This is a genomic window from Bacteroides salyersiae (genome assembly GCF_031172035.1).
Taxonomy (GTDB): Bacteria; Bacteroidota; Bacteroidia; order Bacteroidales; family Bacteroidaceae; genus Bacteroides; species Bacteroides salyersiae.
Genome location: NZ_CP133452.1, coordinates 1,113,694 through 1,136,070, shown reverse-complemented (window position 1 = coordinate 1,136,070; position 22,377 = coordinate 1,113,694). Strand labels below are relative to the sequence as shown.

Below are 22,377 nucleotides of genomic sequence, written 5' to 3'. Positions count from 1 at the left end.
TGATGAAACGCTTGGCATTGATTTTTCTATATGTATGTCTATCGACTCTCATTCTCTTCGGAAGTACCACACAGGCGTCCGGTACCTCCGGGGCGGACTCATTGACATATTTCGATGCCGTCCGGTTCCCGGTTATCGGAAAGATATACCCCGATTCCCTGCCGTTTTTTTCCCGTATTCCCTATTTCCTGAAACCAACTACGCGGGAAGCGGTATGGAACTTAGGACAGAATTCCGCCGGAATTGCAGTACGCTTCCGTTCCGACTCGCCCGTGATCGCTGTGAAATGGGAAAATACGTTCAACAATTCCATGAAACACATGGCACCGGTCGGTATCAAGGGACTCGACCTCTACTGCTTTATCGATGGCAAATGGCGGTTTGTGAACAGTGCGCAACCTTCGGGTAAAACCAATCAATGGCAGATCATATCCGGCATGGATGCCACCGAGCGTGAATATATGCTCTACCTTCCCCTGTACGACGGGATTCATTCATTGCAGATCGGAGTCGCTGCACCGTCTCACATCGGGCAGCCTTCGTTACCCTACCCCGATACCCGAAAACCCATCGTATTTTACGGAAGCAGCATTACGCAAGGAGCCTGTGCCTCACGTCCCGGAATGGCTGCCACCAACCTGATAGGAAGAAAACTAAACGTAGAAACCATCAACCTGGGATTCAGTGGCAATGCTTTCATCGACTATGAAGTGGCAGAGATGATGGCCCATGTGGATGCATCCGCTTACGTGCTCGATTATGTGCCGAATGCATCTCCCGAACAGATTCTGGAAAAAACGGAAAAGTTTGTACGGATACTGAGAGAAAAGCATCCGGACGTCCCTTTGATATTTGTCGAGGACCCCATTTTCCCCCATTCTAAGTTCGACCTTAGAATGGCCAAAGAGATTAAGGACAAAAACGATGCTATGAACCAAGCCTTTTCATCACTGAAAAAGCAGGGACTGAAAAAAATATATCTGGTGAAAGGGAGGTCATTAATCTCCGCCAACGGCGAATCGACTGTCGACGGTATCCATTTCACCGATTGTGGATTCGAACAATACGTCGACGCAATATTACCTATATTAAAAAAAGCCATAAACCATAAAAAGAAATGATGTCAACTTTAAAAAAAACATATATCACACTCGCCATTACGGTCATTACCGTTTTCCTCGGTGCAAGTACGGCAACAGCTGCTTATAAAACGGATGTAGTCTCGGATATGGCCCTCATCTATCAGGGCGGTAACCATCGACCCGAGTGGACGGAAGACGAACTGCGTCCTTACGTGGTCCACACTTTTGCCGATGGTCGTATGGAATGGTTTTTCGACTCGTTTCTCTTTTTCGAATTTACAGATAGCTGGCAGATAGCATTCGGTTCCAGCTACGGAACACGGAATGCCCAAAGAAGCGACTGGGAATGGTTGCTGAACAGAGTATTCGAAAAGGGTAAGTCTCTCGATGCCTTAAATTCGTGTATCGAGCATTACAAAACGATCATCGGAGAGCCGTCATTCAAACACCGAATTGTACTTGGAGTCGTATCGCCCATCACCGGTCAAACCGACTGGGGAAGTCTTGATGGGAAGACGTTGGATTTCACAAACAGAGACGATCAGATAACAGCCGCCAAATGGTATATAGACCAACTGATGGAACGATTTGCAGAAGAAACCTACAACAATCTGGAACTGACAGGTTTCTACTGGCTCGAAGAGAGTACAGCCAAGTGCGGAGATCTGCCTAAAGATGTCAGCGAATACATTCATCAACTGGACAAACGCTTCTATTGGATTCCATATTGGAATGCATCCGGATATAACTTATGGAAAAAATTAGGATTCGATACCGCTTTCCTACAACCGAACCATTTCTTTAGCAAGGACATACCCGACATCCGGCTGGATCAAGCCTGCAACACTGCCCGAAAATTCGGAATGGGACTGGAAATGGAGTTCGACAGCAACGTGCTATACGAAAAAGAGGATTCTTATTATAGCAGATTGGAAAGCTATATCAATGCTTTCGAAAACAACGGCGTCTTCGAAGAGTCATCCATTGCCTATTATTCGGGAACCAAGGGAATCCTCGATATGTACCGTTCAAACTCTATCGAGAATACGCTTATTCTGGACAGGATTGCCGGCCACATCCTGAACAGACGTAGCCGGGGCGTGGGCATTGAAACGCCCGATCCTCCTAAAACCGATGTCATCGTTGCAGGAGGTGTCGGAGAACTGTATATATCGGGAGATCCCGAATCGATCCGGATATATACCGCCAACGGCATACTGGTCAGCGAAAACAGGAAAAGTTTTCAATGTCCGTCCGGCATTTACATAGTGATAGTCGATGGAGAGACCAGAAAGGTAACCGTTCGCTGATAGTCTAATAATCCCTATTTTACAAATAAAAAAATTAGTAACATTAAAGAGCCTGTTTAAATTTTCCTCTTAAAAGTTTTTATCAGTTTATTTTGAGTTTATTTTCGATCTGTTTTCCTGTTTTTACTCGTCAGATAGCCCACTATCCTCCTCATAAAAACAGAAAAACATCCTCAAAAATAACTCTCAAAATAATACTGAGCAAAATTTAAACAGGCTCTAAAAAAACAAAATTATTAAACATGAAAAAGATTCTATACCTCTTAACAGCGCTCATTCTCATGGTCCCTTTCCACTCCTCAGAAGCCGGAGAAAACGAAGGAAGCAAGTACAAAACCAATAAAATCCGCGATCTGGCACTCATCTATCAAGGAGGCGTGCAAAGAATCGACTGGACACCCGACCAGTTTGTCCCATACGTCACCCACCAGTTTGCCGACGGTACAAAAGAATGGCTGTTCGACGGCTTTTTATTCCTCGAGTTTGCCGATGGCAAAGGCTCCACTTATGCCTACGGATATACCAAAAAACAGGCACGGAAAACGGAATGGGAATGGCTTCTCGACAGAATCTTTGAAAAAGGGAAAGCACTGGACGCTCTCGATCAATGCATCGAACAAGAGAAAAAAGAGATTGGGAAACCCCGCTTCAAGCATAAGGTTGTTTTAGGAGTCGCCATTCCCCTGTCCAAACAAAAAGACTGGGGATCGATAGACGGAACTCCCCTTGATTTCAACCGGCAAGCCGATCAGATAAAAGCTGCCCAATGGTACATAGACCAATTGATGAGCCGCTTCAAAAAGGCCAAATATAAGAATCTGGAATTATCCGGTTTCTATTGGGTGGACGAGGATATTGCCACTTGCAAAGATCTCCCGAAATACGTAAGTCAGTACATCCATGCCAAGAAAAAGGAATTTGTCTGGATTCCTTATTGGAAAGCGAAAGGATACGATCAGTGGAAAGAATTAGGATTCGACATCGCCTATCAGCAGCCCAATCATTTCTTTACAAAAGACATCCCCGATTCGCGTCTGGACGAAGCCTGTGAACTCGCCCTGCGTCACGGCATGGCTATGGAATTCGAATGCGACAGCAAGGCCCTTTATGACTGTGAGGATTCTTCTTATGACAGGATGCTTGCATATATCAAGGCATTCGAAGACCACAATGTTTTTGAGACTTCGGCTATAGCCTACTACACCGGCAGCAAAGGGCTATTGGATTTATACCATTCCTCCTCGCCGGAAGATAAAAAGATTATGGATCGGCTGGCGCGCCACATCGTTGCCCGCAGAAGCATAAAGGCACTGACAAAATAGAGAAGACGCTAACCGAATAGATTAAATCATCGACCTAATAAATAAAGCTATGAACAGGCTCATACTCATTTTCTTTTTGCTTTCCCCCCTGTCGATGCAGTCTCACAACGGACTCTGCACGATCAGAAAAGCAGGAGAGAATGTGTATGTGTCTTCTCAAATCGACGATCATCACGAAATAAACTATTGGTTCAAAAAGTGCATGGCAAATGATTTATTCACTTTTTACCGTGTTTCCGTCACCTCCGGCACTACCGGTACTACGGTCGTAAATGAAGCATACAGTGACAATATCGGCCCATTTGAGATCCGGGGCGGCGGTTGGTGTGGCGGCAACCATCTGTTTACGGACGAAAAGACCCAAACAGCCGAGACTTTCTCGATAAAACTCTATGCCGACGGACAAAGCATTTCCTCCGACACCCTCTTGAAAGCACAAATAATAAAGTTGGAAGTAAAAAACCGGATATTCAATCCTCTAAGCGCAGAACAGACCGGAGATAAGACCTATTTTACCGATACGCTATGTATTGAGAACGTAAATTACACGATAAGGGGCAACAGCATCCAGGTCGATTTATCTCACGACTACATCAACCGGACTCCCGTCATAATAACCAAATATTACGGAATGCAATCCATGTTCAAAGATGAAAACCAGCTTCTCACCCCCTTAGGAAAGTATCCTTTCTGGACCAACATACACCAGACAAACCGATTTAAAAAGCAAGATTTCCCCCGGTTCAACCGGTTCATCGAAAAAGGCGATTCGTATTTTCAATCCTCTTTCCTCCTTCACCGCGGATTGGGAACACATGATGAGCTCCCCGATGATGACGTGATTTTCATAGGTAATTCCTGGACTAAATGTTATCACAAGCTCATCGGAAATACCCTCCGAACCATCGGTCATCATGATTCGTGGAGCGGGGTATACACCTGGATCGCCACCCCGTTGCTCGATACAGGGTCTGCATTTGCTTACGACGGATTCATCAACGGGAAAAGGGTCATCTTTTTCAGCAATCCCGTCAAAGGCAGTTTCCGGCTCTCTCTCCCTCCAAATTCAACCTATGGAAAAGTTAGCATCATAGAAAATACTTCCCATGCGAAAATCAAAAAGAAGAAAGACTCACTCCGCCTTTCCTGCCATTCTCCCGGAAGTGTAATTATCTCACTCGAAAAATAACTTCAAAATTCAGTATATCATGAAAAGAAAACTTGTATTCATCTGTCTGATGGGAATCCTCGTAACTCTTACCGTAAATGCCCAACCCAAAATAGTGGCTCACCGGGGATATTGGGACATCGAAGGCTCGGCCCAGAACTCCATCCGTGCCTTGATAAAAGCCGACTCCATCCAATGCGACGCATGCGAATTCGACGTATGGCTGACAGCCGATAAAAAACTGGTAGTAAACCATGACGATCATATAAACGGTTACGTAATAGAAACCACGTCATCCGACACCATTCTGAATCAGAAATTGAAAAACGGAGAATACCTACCGTCATTGGATCAGTTTCTCGACGTTGCCAAACGCCTTACGATAGACTTGGTATTGGAAATAAAACCCCATAAAAACAGGGAACATGAAAAAGAAGCCGTAAAAATGATACTCGACCTGGTAAAAGCCAAAGAACTGGAAACAAGAACCTCCTACATTACTTTTTCCAGAAATGCTTTCGATGAACTTGTGAAACAGACCAACTGCCCGATTCTCTATCTGAACGGCGTAGCACCGGACGTATTAAAGAAAATCGGAGGAACAGGAGCCGACTATCACATCAACGTATTCAAAAAGAATCCTGAATGGATAAAGCAACTCCATGATTCAGGACTCGAAGTCAATATCTGGACGGTAAGCGAACCCGAAGAAATACAATGGTGTATCGATCACGGTGCCGATTACATCACGACAAACAACCCGGAACTGGTACAGAAAATGATCAAAGATCCATTATAACCATACAAAAGATACTTTATCACAACATCCGGATGTCTTTGGCCAAAACATGGGGATGTTGTGATTCTGAACATGGGGATGTTGTGGTATAAAACATCCCCATGTTTTGCATATTAAGAAATCGATTTTCAACAATACAAGAATATCTATCCTTCTCTATTCATTATTATACTTGACCGACATCAGCTTATTAATTGCTTGACCATATCCATCTTCCCAACATGAGAAACACTCAAAATTCCAGCCTTTTTGAACAGAAAATCGGGAAAAGGCAAACTATACACACAAAAGTCACTATATTTGTGTTAGAGAAAATATAATAACGTCTATCTTTGAAGTGCAATAGATAGATTCCATACGTGTTTTGAGAAAGGTATGCCCTACAATGACCGGACATACCTTTTTTTATTTGTAAAATATACCCGCCTAATATTTTTCAATCGAATCAATTCTCTTTATCATATATTTCTCTAACTTTGGCACCACTATTAAAAACACCTCTTCTTTATGGATGAAAAATACATTTTAGGTCTCCGAAAAGGATCGCATGCCGACTTCAACAAACTATACGATCTTTATGCCGACAGATTGTATGGCTTTGCCTATAACCTGACACATTCGTCCGAAATGGCGGAAGAGATTGTTCAGGAGGTTTTCCTGAAAATCTGGCAAATGCGAGAACATCTGTCGCCCGAATATTCTTTTCGTTCTTTCCTCTTCACCATTGCCAAAAACAAATTTCTGAATGATCTCAGAAACAGGCTTACCCTGCTCTCTTATGACGAATATACTGCACAACTGGACGCTGCCGAAGAGGGTGCAAACACTACCGAGAACGACTTTAACTTTCATGAACTGAACGAACAGATTCTTCAGGCGAAAGACAAACTGAGCAAACGGCAAAGAATGATATTTGAAATGAGCAGGGAAGAAGGGCTATCCAGCCAGGAGATCGCTCTAAAGCTCGACATCTCCGAGCAGTCTGTGAGAAATCAGCTAAGCAGTGCACTCAAAGTACTCAGAGAAGAGCTCATCAAGACAGGCCTTTGCTTTGCTATTCTTTTCATGAATTAATGGTAATACTTAAAAAATATTAATAACAGGAAGTACGCATGTTACAGGTTTGCCGTTTCTGTGTACTACCTATAAACGGACAGGATCGATTATGGAGAAAAATAATAATATACTCGAAAAATATATTCACGGTAGCATCAACGAAGAAGAATACAAGGAGCTACAGCAAAAGATTCAGGATGATTCCGACAGAAGTATCCCGAATATGCTCGATGACTGCTGGCAGAAAGACATGAATATTCACGTTATGCCTCCCAGCGCTAAAGAGCGTACCCGCAGACGCATTGACGAAGAGATAAAGAAAGATCTCAGACGGATGTGGCTGAAACGGGTATCTACCGTTGCCGCTTCTCTGCTGATACCGATCCTGATTTTCTCCACCGTTTATCTCTACCGTGAGATGGACCATTATAAACAAATACCCAATATCGTATCCGTCAACAGAGGACAACGTGCCGGTATCACGTTACCGGACGGGACAATCGTTCATCTGAACAGTGAGTCTAAATTAACGTATACCCCCGAATTTAACGGGAAATTGAGAGAGGTGTCCCTTGAAGGAGAAGCATTCTTTGAAGTTACTCCCAATAAAGAAAAACCGTTTATCGTAAAGACCTCCGTTTTCGATGTGGAAGTATTGGGGACTTCTTTCAATGTTTCTGTTTACAACGATGAAAACATTGTAGAAACGGCGCTTATAGAAGGAAAAGTCAAACTGACCATGAACGGTTATCCGTCCAAACCTGTTTATCTGACCCCGTCACAAAAATTCGTCTATTCCAGAAATGAGCAGAAAGGTAACATTTCCATTATGGAGGAGGATTCGGAACTGGCATGGAAACAAGGCATACTGGCATTCAATGCCGTACCGTTGACGGAAGTTTTCAAACGTATGGAAAGATGGTATGGGGTCACTATACACTATGATAAAGAAAATCTTGTGAACGATAAGTTCACCGGACAATTTAAACTGATTTCCATACAAGAGATGATGAATATATTGCGTATACACTATAACCTGAAATTCAAGATAGAAAACAATGACATATATATAATCTAAAAAAACAGAAAAGCGCATGAAAAATACAAATTAAATCCACTCATTCTTAACAACTTACTAATGTTGCAAAAGATATTATAATCTCTTTTGTCCGTTACTTTTTTGTCCTTTTTCTTACATCCGATTCGTTTTAAAAAACTCAAGAGGGAACCTTCGCAGGTTGGTTCCAAGCCATTGTCATACCCTTTTTTAAACAAAAAATGCTTATGAAGAAATTTATATTGTATATTACGCTATTAATGATGCCGGTTCTCTGTTCGGCCAAGAAAGCTTTTGTCATAGAAAAAGACCGGACATTTATAGTGACCGGCGAGCAACCGTCTCCTTCGGCAATACTTGCAGCGCATGAACTGCAACATTTCATCAAACAATCTCTGGATATTCATCTGCCTATAGTCAGCGAAGTTCCCCAACAGCCGTCGAAAATCATCTTTGTAGGCGGTAGTAAATATACGGAAAAAGTTCGTTTCAAGGAGCAAGAATATCTTATAGAGATCACTCCGGAGACAATTACGCTCATGGGACAGGACGAAAACTTCGACACAGACGGCGGACGTGACAATAACGGTATCACTCCTTCGAAAGACCGGACGAAAATCAATTATTCCCAATCCACTGGTGATCCGTCAGCTACTGCCGAACTCACCCTTCCGTCTATTTATGATGCGCAGGGCACCTGCTATGCCGTGTATGACTTCTTGGAGAACTACTTGGGTATCCGTTTCTACGGTCCCGATTCACTGAATATCATCGTTCCAAAACAGAAAAACTTAAAACTCTCACCTGTCAGAATAATGCGTGCGCCCGTTCTCAAATACAGAGACGGCAGTTATTCTTTCGATTGGCCGATGATGAAAGAACAATATTTCAACGCAACTTCGGAAAATTTACAGCTATTTCTCAGACGCATCCGGTTCGGTGGTGAAAAGTGGGCAGCCAACCATGCTTTCACTGCCTATCAGGACCGCTTCCTGCAAAAGAATCCGGAACGGCCGGAATTATTCGAAAGCTATCATCCCGAATACTTCGCAGCAGGACGTACGGGTGGCCCTCACGAACGTCAGTTCTGCTATACCAACCGGGCATTCATCGAGCAAGTGGCCCAAGATGCCCGCGACTATTTTGACGGTAAACCTTTGAAAGGTGAACAAATCGCTTTAGGAGATTATTTTGCAATCGTTCCGTTGGATAACGCAAACTGGTGCCAATGCGAAGAGTGCACCCGGCAGTTGGCAATCGATAAAGACAACATCCGTGGAGAGCATTTCAACTGCGGTACCGCCACTCATTATCTCTGGACTTTTATTAACAACGTGGCCAAAGAGGTTAAGAAAACACATCCAAACAAAAAAATATCGGCTTTAGCTTATCATGTGTATGCCTATATGCCGGAAGACATGACACTGGAAGACAATATATCGGTAGCTCCCTGTCTGCATCCAAGAAATTACTGGGCACCGAAAATGAAAGAGAATGAAGTAGATTATTACAAGAAATGGATAGAAGAGAGTAAAAAGAGCGGCCGCCCTGTCTACCTGTGGAATTACTTGTGCTTTCCAACCGAACGCGGTCTGGTACAAAACTTCCATGTATTCCCGGGGTTCAGTATCCATGAAGTAGCCGGACAAATAAAAATGTATGCAAAAGATAAGGTACGGGGAATCTTCCTGTGCGGTATCGGCGAACAACTGGATTTCTACATCACCATGAAACTATATGATAATCCATCATTAGACCCGGACGAACTGATCGACGAGTTCTTTACCTCTTATTTCGGCAAAGCAGCCAAACCGATGTCGGATTTCTATGACAAGATAGAAAGCGTTTATAGCGATTCGAAAAACTATCCGTCGGATATCCAGACCAAAGACGCACAATTTCACCAGACGGAGTCCATCGCCTGGGAATACCTCGGTACGGACAAAGTGATGGAAGAACTGGAAAAATTGGTACATAAAGCACAAGCGGCTGCAAGTACCCCCGTAGAAAAAGCCCGGGTAGACTCATGGGTAACAGGTGTATGGGAATATATGACAACAGGCAAAGCCAAATACATATCTAAAAAAACAAGTAAATGAAGATCATCAATCATTTCGCTCTTCTCCTTCTGTTCGGATGTGCAGTCAGTTGTACCCAACCGGAGAATAGCATATCCAACGAATCCATTGGGATTATTCCTCTGCCGAGTACGTACGAACTGAAACCGGGTACCTTCTACATAACCGGGCAAAGCAGCATCGGCATAGACAAGTCCGATCCGGAAATGACGGCCTTAGCAAACTACTTCAATGAAGAAATCAGTGACGCCACAGGCTTTTCCCTGCCGGTAAACAACTCCGGTACGATTATTTTCCAGTTAGGCGAACACAAAGAACTGGGTGAGGAGGGATATCAGCTCTCGATATCGTCAGATCAACTGATTTTGAGCGCATACAAGCATCACGGAATATTCAACGGTATACAATCCGTACTTCAGTTACTCCCGCCGGAAATAAAGTCGAAAACGGTACAGGCAGACGCCACCTGGAGTATTAACTGCATAGAAGTCACTGATAAACCCCAATTTGCATGGCGGGGACTGATGCTCGACGTCAGCCGGCATTTCTTCACCAAGCAGGAAGTAAAGAAATTCATCGACCAGATGGCCGAATACAAATACAATGTATTCCATTGGCATCTGACCGATGATCAAGGATGGAGATTAGAAGTAAAATCACTGCCCAGACTCACTGCCATCGGTGCATGGAGAGCGCCCCGCGTAGGTAATTGGTGGGAGCGGGAACCGCAACTGCCGACCGACTCCCTGAGTTACGGAGGATATTACACAACAGAAGATATCCGGGAAATTGTAGAATATGCACAACAGCGCTATGTAACCATCGTGCCCGAAATAGATATTCCCGGACACAGCATGGCAGCCCTGTCGGCCTATCCGGAAATATCCTGTACGGGAGGACCGTTCCACGTCAATGTAGGCAACACTTTCTATACCAAAATAGAAAACTCCCTGTGTGCCGGCAATGAACAGACATTTGAAGTGCTGGACAGCGTATTCGCCGAAGTCGCCCGCCTCTTCCCTTCTCCTTATATCCATATCGGCGGTGACGAATGCTATAAAGGATTTTGGGAGAAGTGTTCCAAATGCAAAATGCGTATGCAGAAAGAACATCTTAAAAACCTGGAAGAACTGCAAAGCTACTTTGTGAAACGTGTGGCCGCGATGGTTCAAAAAAGAGGGAAACAGGTTATCGGATGGGATGAAATATTAGAAGGCGGCTTGGCACCGGAAACTATCGTCATGTCGTGGAGAGGTATGAAAGGAGGTATAGAAGCTGCCAAGCAAGGACATTCCGTCATCATGACCCCAACCGACCATTGCTATCTGGACTTTTATCAGGGAGATCCGACAGTCGAACCAAACACCTATTCCATGCTGCGCCTACAGGACTGTTACAAATATCAACTCATTCCCGATAGTGTGGACGCTTCCCTGATCATGGGCGGGCAAGGAAATCTCTGGACGGAATCCGTCCCCCACTACCGGCAAGTGGAATATATGATCTGGCCCCGTGCCCTGGCGATATCGGAAACCCTGTGGACCGATGCCCGGTTGCGCAACTGGAAGTTCTTTGTAAACAGGGTGGAGCAACAGTTCGAACGTTTCGACCGATCCGGCGTCAATTATGCCCGCAGCATCTACGATCCTATCATTTATCCCCATTGGGATAAAGAGCGCCAACTGAAAATAGCAATGAAGACAGAAATAGAAGGATTAAGCCTGTTCTATACATTCGACAATACCATCCCCGATATCTATTCCAATATGTATACAGACACTCTTTCTATCCCCAAAAATGCTTCAATGCTTCGTGTAGCCGCCTACAAAGGGCAAGAACAAGCAGGCCGGCTGATCGATATAACCATCGATGCCTTGAAAAAAAGGGCTGCCGAGGGAGAAAAGAAATAACCTGCTATAAAACATAAAAAAACAAATGTTACAAAAAGAATAAATATGTGTACTACTTATAGAACGGACAAGGAAAAAAAGAAAAAGAAAACTTCAAACCAATAAGTAAAAAACACCTTAAAGAATGAAATACTTTAAAACAGCCATGATCACAGAAAAATTTCGTATCATATTCTTTTTATTACTAATGAACGGATTCATGGGCATTCTGAATGCCCAGAATCTTCAGAATGCACCGGAGCCGAAGCTCTCTCTTTCGCTTAGCAATGTCACACTCAAGCAGTTCTTCGAAGAAATCCAACACAAAACGGATTACTATTTTTCGTATCGCGAAGGAGTGGTGGACAATCGGAAGGACATTACCGTATCTGTACAGGATCGAAGCCTGACGGAGATTCTCAAAACGGTTCTTGCACCGAGAGGACTGAGTTTTAGCATACAGTCCAAATCAGTCATCATTACTCTGCAACAAGCCGTTGCAAGTAAGCCCGTCATCATCAAAGGAAAAATTACAGATGCCATGGACGAACCGCTTGTCGGTGTCACCATCCGGGTTAAAAACGGTAATGAAGGTGCGACCACCGATATGGACGGTAACTATTCCATCCAGTTAAAAGACAAAAACTCCGTACTCCAGTTCTCTTACATCGGTTATAAGCAGAAAGAAGTAAGAACGAAGGACAAAGCGGTTATCAACGTTCTGATGGAAGAAGACAGCCAGATGCTCAATGAAGTAGTGGCAATCGGCTATGGAGTCATGAGAAAAAAAGACCTGACAGGTGCTGTTGCCCGCTTGGGAGGGAAAGATATAAACAATATCCCGACCGTACGTCTCGATCAGGCACTTACCGGTAAAGTATCGGGTGTACACGTTACCAATACTTCCGGCGAACCGGGTGCGGCAACTAACATCCTTATCCGTGGCGGTAACTCCATCTCGGCAAGTAACCAGCCGTTGTATGTGGTAGACGGATTTATCGGTGCAGGCGATCTGAACCTGATCGACCCGAACGATATAGAATCGATAGAAATCCTGAAAGATGCTGCCGCCACCTCCATTTATGGTGCCAGAGGTGCCAACGGGGTAGTTATCATCACTACGAAAAGAGGAACAGAAGGAGGCAACAGCGTCACAGTCAATGCCTATGTAGGCGTTCAGCAGGTTGCCAAACGCCTGGAAATGCTCAATGCCCGCGAATATGCCGAGATGTTAAACCAACAGGATGTCGCCGCCGGCCAGGAACCGTCTATCGAAAACCCCAGCATCTATGAAAAAGGAACCGACTGGCAAGACGAAATTCTCCAGACAGCATTGATGCAGAATTATCAGGTAGCCGCTTCGGGAGGTAACAAAGACACCCGCTATTATCTGTCATTAAGCATGTTCGATCAGGAAGGTGTAATCAAAAAATCGGGAATCAGACGCTATCAGACCCGTCTTAATTTGGACAGGAAGATCGGTAACAAAGTAAATATCGGTGCCAATTTCCAGTTCTCGCATTCTGCCCGAAAGCCCAATCTGGTAAGCCTGGGAGGTTTCGACTACCAAAGTTCCGCTTTGGCAACTCCGCCGACCATGCCTATCTATAACGAAGACGGTTCATATGCCGCCGACAGCCCTTCACGTGTAGTGAGCAATAAAATCGATAACGTAGTTGCCCAACTCAATCTCCGCAAAAAAGAAGAAAAGTCGACTACCGTATACCTCGGTGTTTTCGGAGACTGGGAGCCTATTAAGGGATTAAAGTTCAAAACCTCCTTAGGTCTGAATGCCAGTACCGCCAAGACGAGTGAATATAAGCCCGGATCTCTACCTACCATGATGCAGAATAAAACCAAAGGCGAAGCACGGATCAACCAGTCGGAAGGATATTCCATCTTGTGGGAAAACACAGCCAACTATATGAAAGAGATAGTGGAAGGCCATCACCTCACTGTTTTGGGAGGATATACGCTCCAATTCGGACGCAACGAAGGATTGGATCTCTTCGGAAAGAACTTCACCAACGACCTGCTCGACTGGAATAATCTCTCCGATGCCGAAACCAAAACCCGTCAGATAGGAAGCTCGGCTTCCGAATGGGCCATCATCTCTTATTTAGGACGAATCAACTATTCCATCCGCGACCGCTATCTGATTACCCTTACAGGCAGATATGACGGTTCGTCACGTCTGGGCAAGGACAACCAATTCGCATTCTTCCCTTCGGCAGCCTTAGGCTGGAGAATCTCGGAAGAGAAATTCATGAAACGTTTCACTAAACTGAACAACTTAAAAGTAAGACTGAGTTACGGTCTCTCCGGAAACCAGGATATTGCCCTGTATCAGACCTTGCCTCTGATGAGACAACAGAATGTCATGTTAGGAGAAATTCCGCAAATCGGCTACGTCCCCGACCGTTTGGGTAACGACAAACTGAAATGGGAAACAACCGCCCAAGTCGATTTCGGTATCGAGGCCTCTTTCTTCAATTCACGCCTGAACGTAGAACTCGATTTCTATTCCAAAAGAACCAAAGATCTCTTGCTGGATGTGGAATTCCCTTATGTTTCGGGCTTCAAGAACGGCTTTATGAACGTAGGAAAGATTTCAAACCGCGGTGTGGAATTAATGATCCGTACTACCAATATCATGACGAAAGATTTCACATGGTCTACCGAATTCAACATCTCGACCAATAAGAATGAAGTGCTTGCCATGGGACCGGATAAAGACTTCGAATACACCTTCCGCCCGGGCTTGGGAACCCATCCTTATTCCTGGCTGAAAGTAGGTCAACCTGTCGGTGTATTCTATGGCTATATCATGGACGGTATCTACCATTCTCGCGAACAGATCGATGCCGGAAATGAACCGACAGCCTCTCTCGGACAGAAAATATACCGGGATATCAATGGCGACGGTGTCGTATCGATTGAAGACCAGACCACCATCGGTGACCCGAACCCCGACTTTTTCGGAGGTATCAACAATACTTTCACCTACAAGAATTTCACCTTAAGCATATTCCTGCAAGGAACCTATGGCAACGATATATTGGCCGGCGGTGACTTCCTGTATGCCACAGTCGATCCCCGGTTCGTAAACCAATATAAGCGGATAAAGGATTTCTGGTCGCTCGACAATCCGCGTGCGGCTTATCCCAAGCTCTATTCCAATGACGAATACCAGCCCTCCACTTATATGATTCATGACGGTTCACATCTGAAGATTAAGAGCATCAGCCTGTATTACAATTTCCCGGTGAAGAGCTGGAAGAAAAATAAAGTAATTCAGGATATGCAATGCTACGTTACCGGAACTAACTTGTTCACATTTACCTCTTATAAAGGATACGACCCGGAAGTAAATACGGGAAAGGAAGGTGGATATAAAGTTTATTCGGCAAATGTACTCCGGGGTATGGACTTCACCGCATACCCATCGGCAAGAACGTATACTTTTGGTTTTAAGATTACACTATAATGAAAAGAATCATGAAAAGATTAAAAATAATGGTATTATGCACCCTGACAGTGACGTTAAGTTCGTGTCTGGATATGCTGAACAAAACACCGATATCACAACTGAGTGTCGATAAACTATTTGAAACGGTAGACGGAGCCGAAGCTGCCGTAGCCGGATGTTACAGCTTCCTTTACGGAACCGGCTATTATAGCCAGGACAGATGGTGTTTCGCTTTCGAAGGCACCGATATATCCGGTAGTGCGGGCGGTTCCGCCAATTATCAATGGACTTCGGGCGAAAACAGATGGAGTGACTGGTGGCTTACCACTTATCAGGCTATCGGTGCCTGTAACACAGCCATAAGCCGCATAAAAGAATCAACGTTCGATGAAAACAAACGTATTCTTCTGTTATCAGAAGCCCGTTGCCTGCGCGCTTTCTATTACTATCACGCATTGACATACTGGGGAGGCGTGCCGTTGCTACAAGATGAAATCACCTCATTGGATCAGGTGAAGAACGTAAAAAGGGCTACAAAGGATGAACTGGCCAAGTTCATCATTGACGAACTCGAAGAGGTGTCTCCACTATTGGAAAAGAACCCCACCGTTGTAGCCAGAATCAGTAAAGGTGCCTCCTATACCTTATTAGCGAAAATGTATCTATTACAAAAACAGTGGGAAAAAGCGGCAGGTGCATGCGAAGAAGTCATGGGATTGAATAAATACAAATTATTCGACAATTACAGCGACATCTTCTCCCAGGCTTTTGAAAATGAACAGGAACACATTTTCTCCATACAATTCAATGCCGATTATACCGACTTCTCAGCCCGCATGTTGTGGTATTTGGGCCCGAGCAAAGAGGAATGGGACAAATTCAACGGACTGGGAGGCAGCTCCGCCCCAACATCCTTCTATAATAAATACGACGAATGGGATTTACGTCTCGAACACAATCTGGCCAAAACGTGGCGCGGGCAACCTTTCAAGGACAGCCGCATCGCTGTTATCAAATATTGGGACAGAACCGGCAAGCAGATGCTCGACCATGACGGTTTAAATTTCCCCGTATTTCGTTATGCCGATGTTCTCTTGATGTATGCTGAAGCACTGAACGAATGGAAAGGCGCCCCTACCGAAGAGGCCTACGATGCCGTAAATGAGATCCGTCTACGAGCCGGTATAGACGAAGTGGAGGATCTGAATTACAAGCAGTTCCAATCCCTTATCCAAGATGAGCGCGCCCGCGAACTCTGCTATGAAGGACACCGCCGGTTCGACCTTGTACGATGGGGAATACTCGTAGAGACCGTAAAAAGAGTCAGTAAGGAGATCAACTCCAAAGGTGGCGAATATGTGAGCGAAGCGCACAACCTTTGCCCCATTCCTCAAACAGAAATTATCAAAAATTCAAATTTAGAGCAGAACCCGGGATATGAAACCACTCAAAAATAATAGCAAGATGAAAGCAACCGTAAAATTAATACTCTTTCTGATCACTTTTTCTTTTGTAGCCTGCGATAAAGACGAGGATGACTTTTCGAAAAAGGACAGCTATCTCTACGTATGGAACGTACGCACCTGGGAGGTTGGTAAAGAAAGCAAACTATCTGACATCAAAGTCACCTATTTCTTCAAAGGCGATACCACCCGCGTACAGAATATCAACTTCTGGATAATCAAAGAGAAAAGTACGCTCTATGCCGAAGACGCGATGGAGCACACCGACAAGGCTTTTCAGATAAGCCGTCTCCAGAAAGATCCCGACCAGAAAGAATTTAAGAACCAGTGTTCGTTCCGCTTCGACGAGAGCATCACTACCGATTTCGACGGTGACCCCATCGTAGCCGGTGGAAAATACCGCTTGGTAGTGAAAGCCATCGCCACCGACGATCTGGTAGTAGACAGCCCCACCATCGAATCGGGCGTATTCGAGATTTATGACCCCAACAAACCTCAAGAATAAACTTTGTGTAACTTAATAATAAAAGAACAATGAAAAAGAATCTATTTTTATGTCTATTTGCCTTGTTAGGCTTTCTCAGTGCAGCCGCACAAACAACGGGAAACAAAGGTTTTAAACTGAACGTTAATTCCGGTGATGCTTATCTGGATTGCGGAGATATAACACAACTCAACAAAGCAGGTGCCTATACCATCGAATCATGGGTAAATATAACCCTGGATGATCTGGACGACCGTTTCATTATTTTCAAGAAAGAACAACCCGACGAACGTAACCGTATCAAAGTACAGGTAGAGAAAAGCGGGCAGATCTATGTAATGCAAGCCAACGGAGCAGACGGTGCTTATGCACAAACTTCTGCCGGATGTTATCCGAAAAGCGGCTGGCATCACATCGCCTTAGTCTACGACGGAACCAAAACAAGTACCGATGAGGGAGTCATCATTCTCTATATCGACGGCATCCGCCAGGCTTTCTCCAATGCATTCTTTAAACCGACCACCGGTGATATCGATGCTTCTTTCGTATTGGGCGGTGCTTCTCTTGCCTGTTATGACGAGGTCAGAATATGGAATAAAGCCTTGGATCTGGAAACGATCTCTAAATGGAAAAGTTATAAAGTGCTCGATTCTCACCCGGAAAAAGCTAATTTAGTAGCTTACTACGATTTCCAGAATGTTTCCGAAACGACTGTTCCCGATCTGCAAGGTGCTTATCCGGCCACTTTCAAAACAACGGAAGCGGAAATTAAGGACATCGACCTGAAAATATTCGAAGAAGTAGGAGAAATGACAATCGAAAGTGCCATGGTTTCTCAAAAAACCGGTAATGCTTATGCTAAAGAGGAAAATATCGAATTGCTTACTTTAAAAATCAATACAGTCGGTGCCGGTGAACTTTCACTTAGCGGACTGGACATTTCTTTGGACGGTACTACCAAACTTACCGATATTGCCAGCATTAACGTATATTATGCCGGTGACAAAGCCCAAATCACAGACGAATCGTTCACGATGAACTATCAAGCACTCCGTCCGGGAAACGGTAAGTTAGAACTGCGTGACGAAGTAAATGCCGGAAAACAAGCGCTTCTCGTTGGTAATAACTTCTTTATCGTTGCCATTCGATTAAAACCGACTGCAACCGATGGTGGTAAACTGGACGGCCAAATCACCAAACTGTATTTCAGCAACGGTAACAGCATCACTCCCGAAAACCCGAATCCCAATGGTGATATGACCATCCGTCAGATCAATGAACTGGATGAGGCTGCCTATACGCAAAAATGTAAAGATTACAATAATAAAATCGTTTTCGGCTGGTTCCCCTGGTTCAGTGTTACCACCATCGACAAGGTAGACTGGAAAGGACTTACTCATGTGGCTCCCATCGGTTTTGAAATCGACAAAGGCAACTATACTCCGACTTTCGAGGATAAAGGTATCGACTTGAAATGGCCGTGGATCGATTTTATCAATGACGCACACAAAAACGGTGTGAAAGTACTTGCCGCCATCACCGGTAATGTGCGCGACGGAGGAAACACCGCCTTCTATGTAGATCTATTCGGAGATTCCCAGAAAATGCGTACGGCTGCTGCCGCCATCGCCAAGTTTACAGACAAATACAATCTGGACGGTATCAACATGGATATTGAAGAGTTTTATAACTCTGTGCCCAATCACGGTGCTAAATACAATGAACTGATCAAATACATCAAAGAGGAATTGGATAAGATCAATCCGGATTTCGAGCTCTCCGTAGCTACCTACCCGGGCAATGAAAGTAACGAATGGGACTTCAAAGGCATGCTCCAAAGTGCCGACTATCTGACCATCATGATGTACAACATCGGGCAAACTTTTACCTGCCCGTTGAACGATGCGCAAAGAAGAATCAAACAATTCTGGCTGGATATCAATATCCCGGCATCCGATATCGTCATCGCATGGCCTTATTACGGCAATCTTTATAAGAACGGTTCCAAAGTCGGTACAGCCACTTTAGGTGATGTGCCCAAATATTCTAAAGACAATAACATCACTTGGGACGATGCAGCCAAAGGTAATGTTTACAAGTACACCGATGAAGACGGTGCCAATATGACGGCCTATACGGAAGACCTCCAGAGCCTTCGCCTGAAATACGATTATACCATCAAAGGCGGTTTCAAAGGTATCGGAATCTGGGCATTAGGCCAAGATGCCGGCATGGAAGAAGAAGCTTACGGATTAATTCGTGAATTCTATGATTCTACTTATCAAGGAACAGGAATCAGCACTACCCAATCCAGTGGCAATATATCCGTATATCCTACACTGGTTGAAGACGAGCTGTTCGTCAACCTCAATGGCAATGACGAAACCAATCTGACAGTTACCGTTTACGGAACGATGGGACAGATATTAAAACAAGAAAACCTGTCCGACGGCACACGCTTCATCCACCTCAACAACTTGTCTACCGGTTATTACGTGGTAAAAGTGCAATGCGACTCGGAAACAGCAAGCTTTAGAATTATCAAGAAATAAAAAAACACTTCGTTTTTTTATACGATTCATAATATACCCGGGTTGGAATCCGTTTTTATTCTAACCCGGGTTTTCTTCGAAAAAGTTTTCAATAAATAGAGATACAATGAAACACAAGCTCCTTCTATTCGTCCTGCTAACAGCCAGTTTGCCTATTTTTGCAACCGGCTCTATCAAAGAACGTTTATCCCCCAATGAAACGTTATGGTTCACTTATCCCGCCCGAAACTGGTCGGAACAAGCTTTACATATCGGCAACGGCTATATGGGAGCTTCCTTTTACGGTGACGTAGAAAAAGAACGCTTTGACATAGCCGAAAAGACATTCTGGACGGGAGGCCCTCACTCTGTTCCCGACTTCAATTACGGAGTTGTCAAAGGAGGCAAAGACAAGATTGCCGCTATCCGCCGGTCCATCACAGATCGTCGTTTTGCAGAAGCCGATTCTCTCTCCCGTCTCTATATGGTGGGTGACTATACAAACTACGGTTATTTTTCAATGGTCGGTAACCTGTTTGTGGACTTTGGAAAGAAAAACCAGCCGGTACAGAATTATCTGCGTGGTATTGATCTGTCTACTTCCCGAGGGTTCGTCGAATATACCCAAGGAGATGTCCGGTTCAACCGCGAATACTTTTGCAGTTATCCCGACAAACTGATGGCACTCCATTTCACAGCCGACCAAAAAGGGAAGATCAGCTTTTCCCTTTCCCATTCACTTGTTTATCAACCCGAAAAAGTAACAGAAGGCAAGGATGAACTCATTTTCAACGGAATCATCCAAGGAAACGGACTGGGCTATACCATCCGTATGAAAGTACTTCACCAAGGCGGAAGTATCAAAGTGGGACACCAGCAAATTACAGTCGAAGGAGCCGACGAAGCTACCGTCTTTTATACGGTCGATACCGAATATTCCCCCGTATATCCGCTTTATAAAGGAGAAAAGCCTCGTCAAACAACCGAGAAAATAATAAAAAGTGCTATCACTAAAGGTTACGAAACAGTCAAACACACCCATATATCCGATTATCAGACATTGTACAACCGTGTTAAATTCACCCTTTCCGGTGACACCGCTTCCGAAAAATTACCAACCGATATACGCGTAAAGCAATTACAGCAAGGATTTACCGACGACGCTTCCCTCAAAGTATTGTGGTTCAACCTCAGCCGGTACCTGCTGATAAGCGCCTCCCGCCCGGGAACATTACCCTCCAATCTGCAAGGTGTATGGAATACTTTTGAAAAAGCACCCTGGAATGGTAACTTCCAAAGCAATATCAATCTTCAGGAGATGTACTGGGGTTGCGGACCTACCCAACTTCCGGAGTGCGAAGAGGCTTATCTGGAATGGATCGAAGGTTTGGTAGAACCCGGACGAAAAACAGCCGGAGAGTATTACGGAACCAAAGGCTGGGTCAGCCACTCCACCGGAAACATCTGGGGACATACCGTTCCCGGTGACGATATCCTATGGGGACTTTATCCGTCAGGAGCCGCCTGGCATTGCAGGCATCTGTGGGAACATTATGCTTTCGGCGGAGACAAATCTTATCTTGAAACCAAAGGATATCCTATCATGAAAGAAGCCGCCGAGTTCTGGTTGGAAAATATGGTAGAATACCAGAAGCATTTCATTATCGCCCCCTCCGTGTCGGCCGAACACGGCATTGAGATGAAAAACGGTTCTCCGGTAGATTATTCTACCGCAAACGGTGAACAAACCGCAGGACGCATCTTCACCCTACCGGCCTATCAAGATATCGAAATGGTCTATGATTTGTATACTCATGTGATAAAGGCATCGGAATGTTTAGGAATCGATTCCGCATTTCGTGAGAAAGTGACTATTGCCAGAAACAAGCTATTACCTTTGAAAATCGGTCGCTACGGACAACTACAGGAATGGATAGACGATGTAGACAACCCACGCGATCATCATCGGCATATCGCCCACCTCTATGCCCTGTATCCGGGAAATATGATTTCATACAGTCAGACCCCTGCACTGGCACTGGCCGTCAAAAAATCATTAGAGATGAGAGGAAAAGGAAAGTTTGGCGAAAGATGGCCCCATACCGGCGGTAATTGGTCTATGGCATGGCGTACCGCTCTTTGGACAAGACTTTATGAAGGTGATCAAGCCATCGGCACTTTCAACCAAATGATTAAAGAAAGCGGTTATGAAAACATGATGTCGAACCAATCGGGAAACATGCAGGTCGATGCCACAATGGCAACTTCCGGGCTCTTTGCCGAAATGCTCCTACAATCGCAGGAAGGCTTTATCCACCTCTTACCGGCTCTGCCTACTGAATGGCCGGAAGGAAAAATCGAAGGTTTAATGGCAAGAAACGGTTATCGGGTAAATATGGAATGGAAATACGGGAAGTTGATGAAAGCGGAAATCATACTCCCGCACAAGGCGGATAAACCGATGGTGAAAGTGCAAAGCAGTTACTTGCCGGAATCAGACAACAGGGTTGTTTTTATCCAAGATTCGGGCATAAACAACTGATAATGAGCACTTATAAGAGTATATACTTTTACACTGCAAAAATATACACTATTGCATGATAATGGTATATACTCTTGTATATTAAAAGTACATACTATTCTGAAATAGCAACTACATGATACAAACA

General features: G+C 44.5%; 14 protein-coding genes. All 14 read left to right on the top strand.

The features are described 5' to 3' along the window. Positions 1-2 precede the first annotated feature (2 nt). The 14 genes from RB604_RS04165 to RB604_RS04100 all read left to right on the top strand — a co-directional run bounded on the left by RB604_RS04165 (position 3) and on the right by RB604_RS04100 (position 22,250). The gene (locus RB604_RS04165; RefSeq protein WP_055294019.1) at positions 3-1,121 is read left to right on the top strand and encodes an SGNH/GDSL hydrolase family protein; all 1,119 of its coding nucleotides are present in this window, start codon (positions 3-5) and stop codon (positions 1,119-1,121) included. Continuing rightward, positions 1,118-2,392, top strand: coding sequence for a DUF4855 domain-containing protein (locus tag RB604_RS04160; protein ID WP_229103642.1), 1,275 nt, complete (start codon positions 1,118-1,120; stop codon positions 2,390-2,392). Before RB604_RS04165 ends, RB604_RS04160 begins: the two co-directional genes overlap by 4 nt. 242 nt (positions 2,393-2,634) lie before the next feature. Continuing rightward, positions 2,635-3,714, top strand: coding sequence for a DUF4855 domain-containing protein (locus RB604_RS04155; RefSeq protein WP_055293922.1), 1,080 nt, complete (start codon positions 2,635-2,637; stop codon positions 3,712-3,714). A gap of 49 nt (positions 3,715-3,763) precedes the next feature. Beyond that, complete coding sequence (locus tag RB604_RS04150; RefSeq protein WP_055293920.1) at positions 3,764-4,903, top strand: hypothetical protein; 1,140 nt, start codon at positions 3,764-3,766, stop codon at positions 4,901-4,903. Between the two features lie 19 nt (positions 4,904-4,922). Continuing rightward, entirely contained in the window at positions 4,923-5,681 is a 759-nt protein-coding gene (locus RB604_RS04145; RefSeq protein WP_055293918.1) for a glycerophosphodiester phosphodiesterase family protein, read from the top strand. Between the two features lie 507 nt (positions 5,682-6,188). Next, the gene (locus tag RB604_RS04140) at positions 6,189-6,755 is read left to right on the top strand and encodes an RNA polymerase sigma-70 factor (RefSeq protein ID WP_055293916.1); all 567 of its coding nucleotides are present in this window, start codon (positions 6,189-6,191) and stop codon (positions 6,753-6,755) included. Positions 6,756-6,846: 91 nt separating this feature from the next. Continuing rightward, the gene (locus tag RB604_RS04135; protein WP_055294016.1) at positions 6,847-7,815 is read left to right on the top strand and encodes a FecR family protein; all 969 of its coding nucleotides are present in this window, start codon (positions 6,847-6,849) and stop codon (positions 7,813-7,815) included. A 206-nt stretch (positions 7,816-8,021) separates the two neighbouring features. Further along, positions 8,022-9,893 carry a DUF4838 domain-containing protein gene (locus RB604_RS04130; protein ID WP_007479554.1) on the top strand — a complete coding sequence of 624 codons (1,872 nt, stop codon included), beginning with the start codon at positions 8,022-8,024 and terminating at the stop codon, positions 9,891-9,893. Continuing rightward, the gene (locus RB604_RS04125; protein ID WP_007479556.1) at positions 9,890-11,782 is read left to right on the top strand and encodes a beta-N-acetylhexosaminidase; all 1,893 of its coding nucleotides are present in this window, start codon (positions 9,890-9,892) and stop codon (positions 11,780-11,782) included. The genes RB604_RS04130 and RB604_RS04125 overlap by 4 nt, the downstream gene beginning before the upstream one ends. Positions 11,783-11,906: 124 nt before the next feature. Continuing rightward, entirely contained in the window at positions 11,907-15,248 is a 3,342-nt protein-coding gene (locus RB604_RS04120; RefSeq protein WP_007479557.1) for a TonB-dependent receptor, read from the top strand. 11 nt (positions 15,249-15,259) lie between these two features. Next, positions 15,260-16,687 (top strand): RagB/SusD family nutrient uptake outer membrane protein, encoded by a 1,428-nt coding sequence (locus RB604_RS04115; RefSeq protein ID WP_007479558.1) that lies wholly within the window; start codon positions 15,260-15,262, stop codon positions 16,685-16,687. 7 nt (positions 16,688-16,694) lie between these two features. Further along, on the top strand, positions 16,695-17,198 hold the full coding sequence (locus RB604_RS04110; RefSeq protein WP_007479560.1) for a hypothetical protein: 504 nt from the start codon (positions 16,695-16,697) through the stop codon (positions 17,196-17,198). Positions 17,199-17,227: 29 nt separating this feature from the next. Continuing rightward, positions 17,228-19,729, top strand: a complete 2,502-nt coding sequence (locus RB604_RS04105; RefSeq protein WP_005928032.1) for a glycosyl hydrolase family 18 protein — start codon at positions 17,228-17,230, stop codon at positions 19,727-19,729. A 106-nt stretch (positions 19,730-19,835) separates the two neighbouring features. Continuing rightward, complete coding sequence (locus tag RB604_RS04100) at positions 19,836-22,250, top strand: glycosyl hydrolase family 95 catalytic domain-containing protein (protein ID WP_007479562.1); 2,415 nt, start codon at positions 19,836-19,838, stop codon at positions 22,248-22,250. Positions 22,251-22,377: the final 127 nt, after the last annotated feature.

Bases quoted from the DNA above. Each gene is read 5' to 3' on its own strand.
- RB604_RS04135 (WP_055294016.1), top strand. From the start codon at position 6,847: ATGGAGAAAAATAATAATATACTCGAAAAATATATTCACGGTAGCATC.
- RB604_RS04165 (WP_055294019.1), top strand. From the start codon at position 3: ATGAAACGCTTGGCATTGATTTTTCTATATGTATGTCTATCGACTCTC.
- RB604_RS04120 (WP_007479557.1), top strand. From the start codon at position 11,907: ATGAAATACTTTAAAACAGCCATGATCACAGAAAAATTTCGTATCATA.
- RB604_RS04110 (WP_007479560.1), top strand. From the start codon at position 16,695: ATGAAAGCAACCGTAAAATTAATACTCTTTCTGATCACTTTTTCTTTT.
- RB604_RS04125 (WP_007479556.1), top strand. From the start codon at position 9,890: ATGAAGATCATCAATCATTTCGCTCTTCTCCTTCTGTTCGGATGTGCA.
- RB604_RS04105 (WP_005928032.1), top strand. From the start codon at position 17,228: ATGAAAAAGAATCTATTTTTATGTCTATTTGCCTTGTTAGGCTTTCTC.
- RB604_RS04155 (WP_055293922.1), top strand. From the start codon at position 2,635: ATGAAAAAGATTCTATACCTCTTAACAGCGCTCATTCTCATGGTCCCT.
- RB604_RS04145 (WP_055293918.1), top strand. From the start codon at position 4,923: ATGAAAAGAAAACTTGTATTCATCTGTCTGATGGGAATCCTCGTAACT.
- RB604_RS04130 (WP_007479554.1), top strand. From the start codon at position 8,022: ATGAAGAAATTTATATTGTATATTACGCTATTAATGATGCCGGTTCTC.
- RB604_RS04150 (WP_055293920.1), top strand. From the start codon at position 3,764: ATGAACAGGCTCATACTCATTTTCTTTTTGCTTTCCCCCCTGTCGATG.
- RB604_RS04115 (WP_007479558.1), top strand. From the start codon at position 15,260: ATGAAAAGATTAAAAATAATGGTATTATGCACCCTGACAGTGACGTTA.
- RB604_RS04100 (WP_007479562.1), top strand. From the start codon at position 19,836: ATGAAACACAAGCTCCTTCTATTCGTCCTGCTAACAGCCAGTTTGCCT.
- RB604_RS04140 (WP_055293916.1), top strand. From the start codon at position 6,189: ATGGATGAAAAATACATTTTAGGTCTCCGAAAAGGATCGCATGCCGAC.
- RB604_RS04160 (WP_229103642.1), top strand. From the start codon at position 1,118: ATGATGTCAACTTTAAAAAAAACATATATCACACTCGCCATTACGGTC.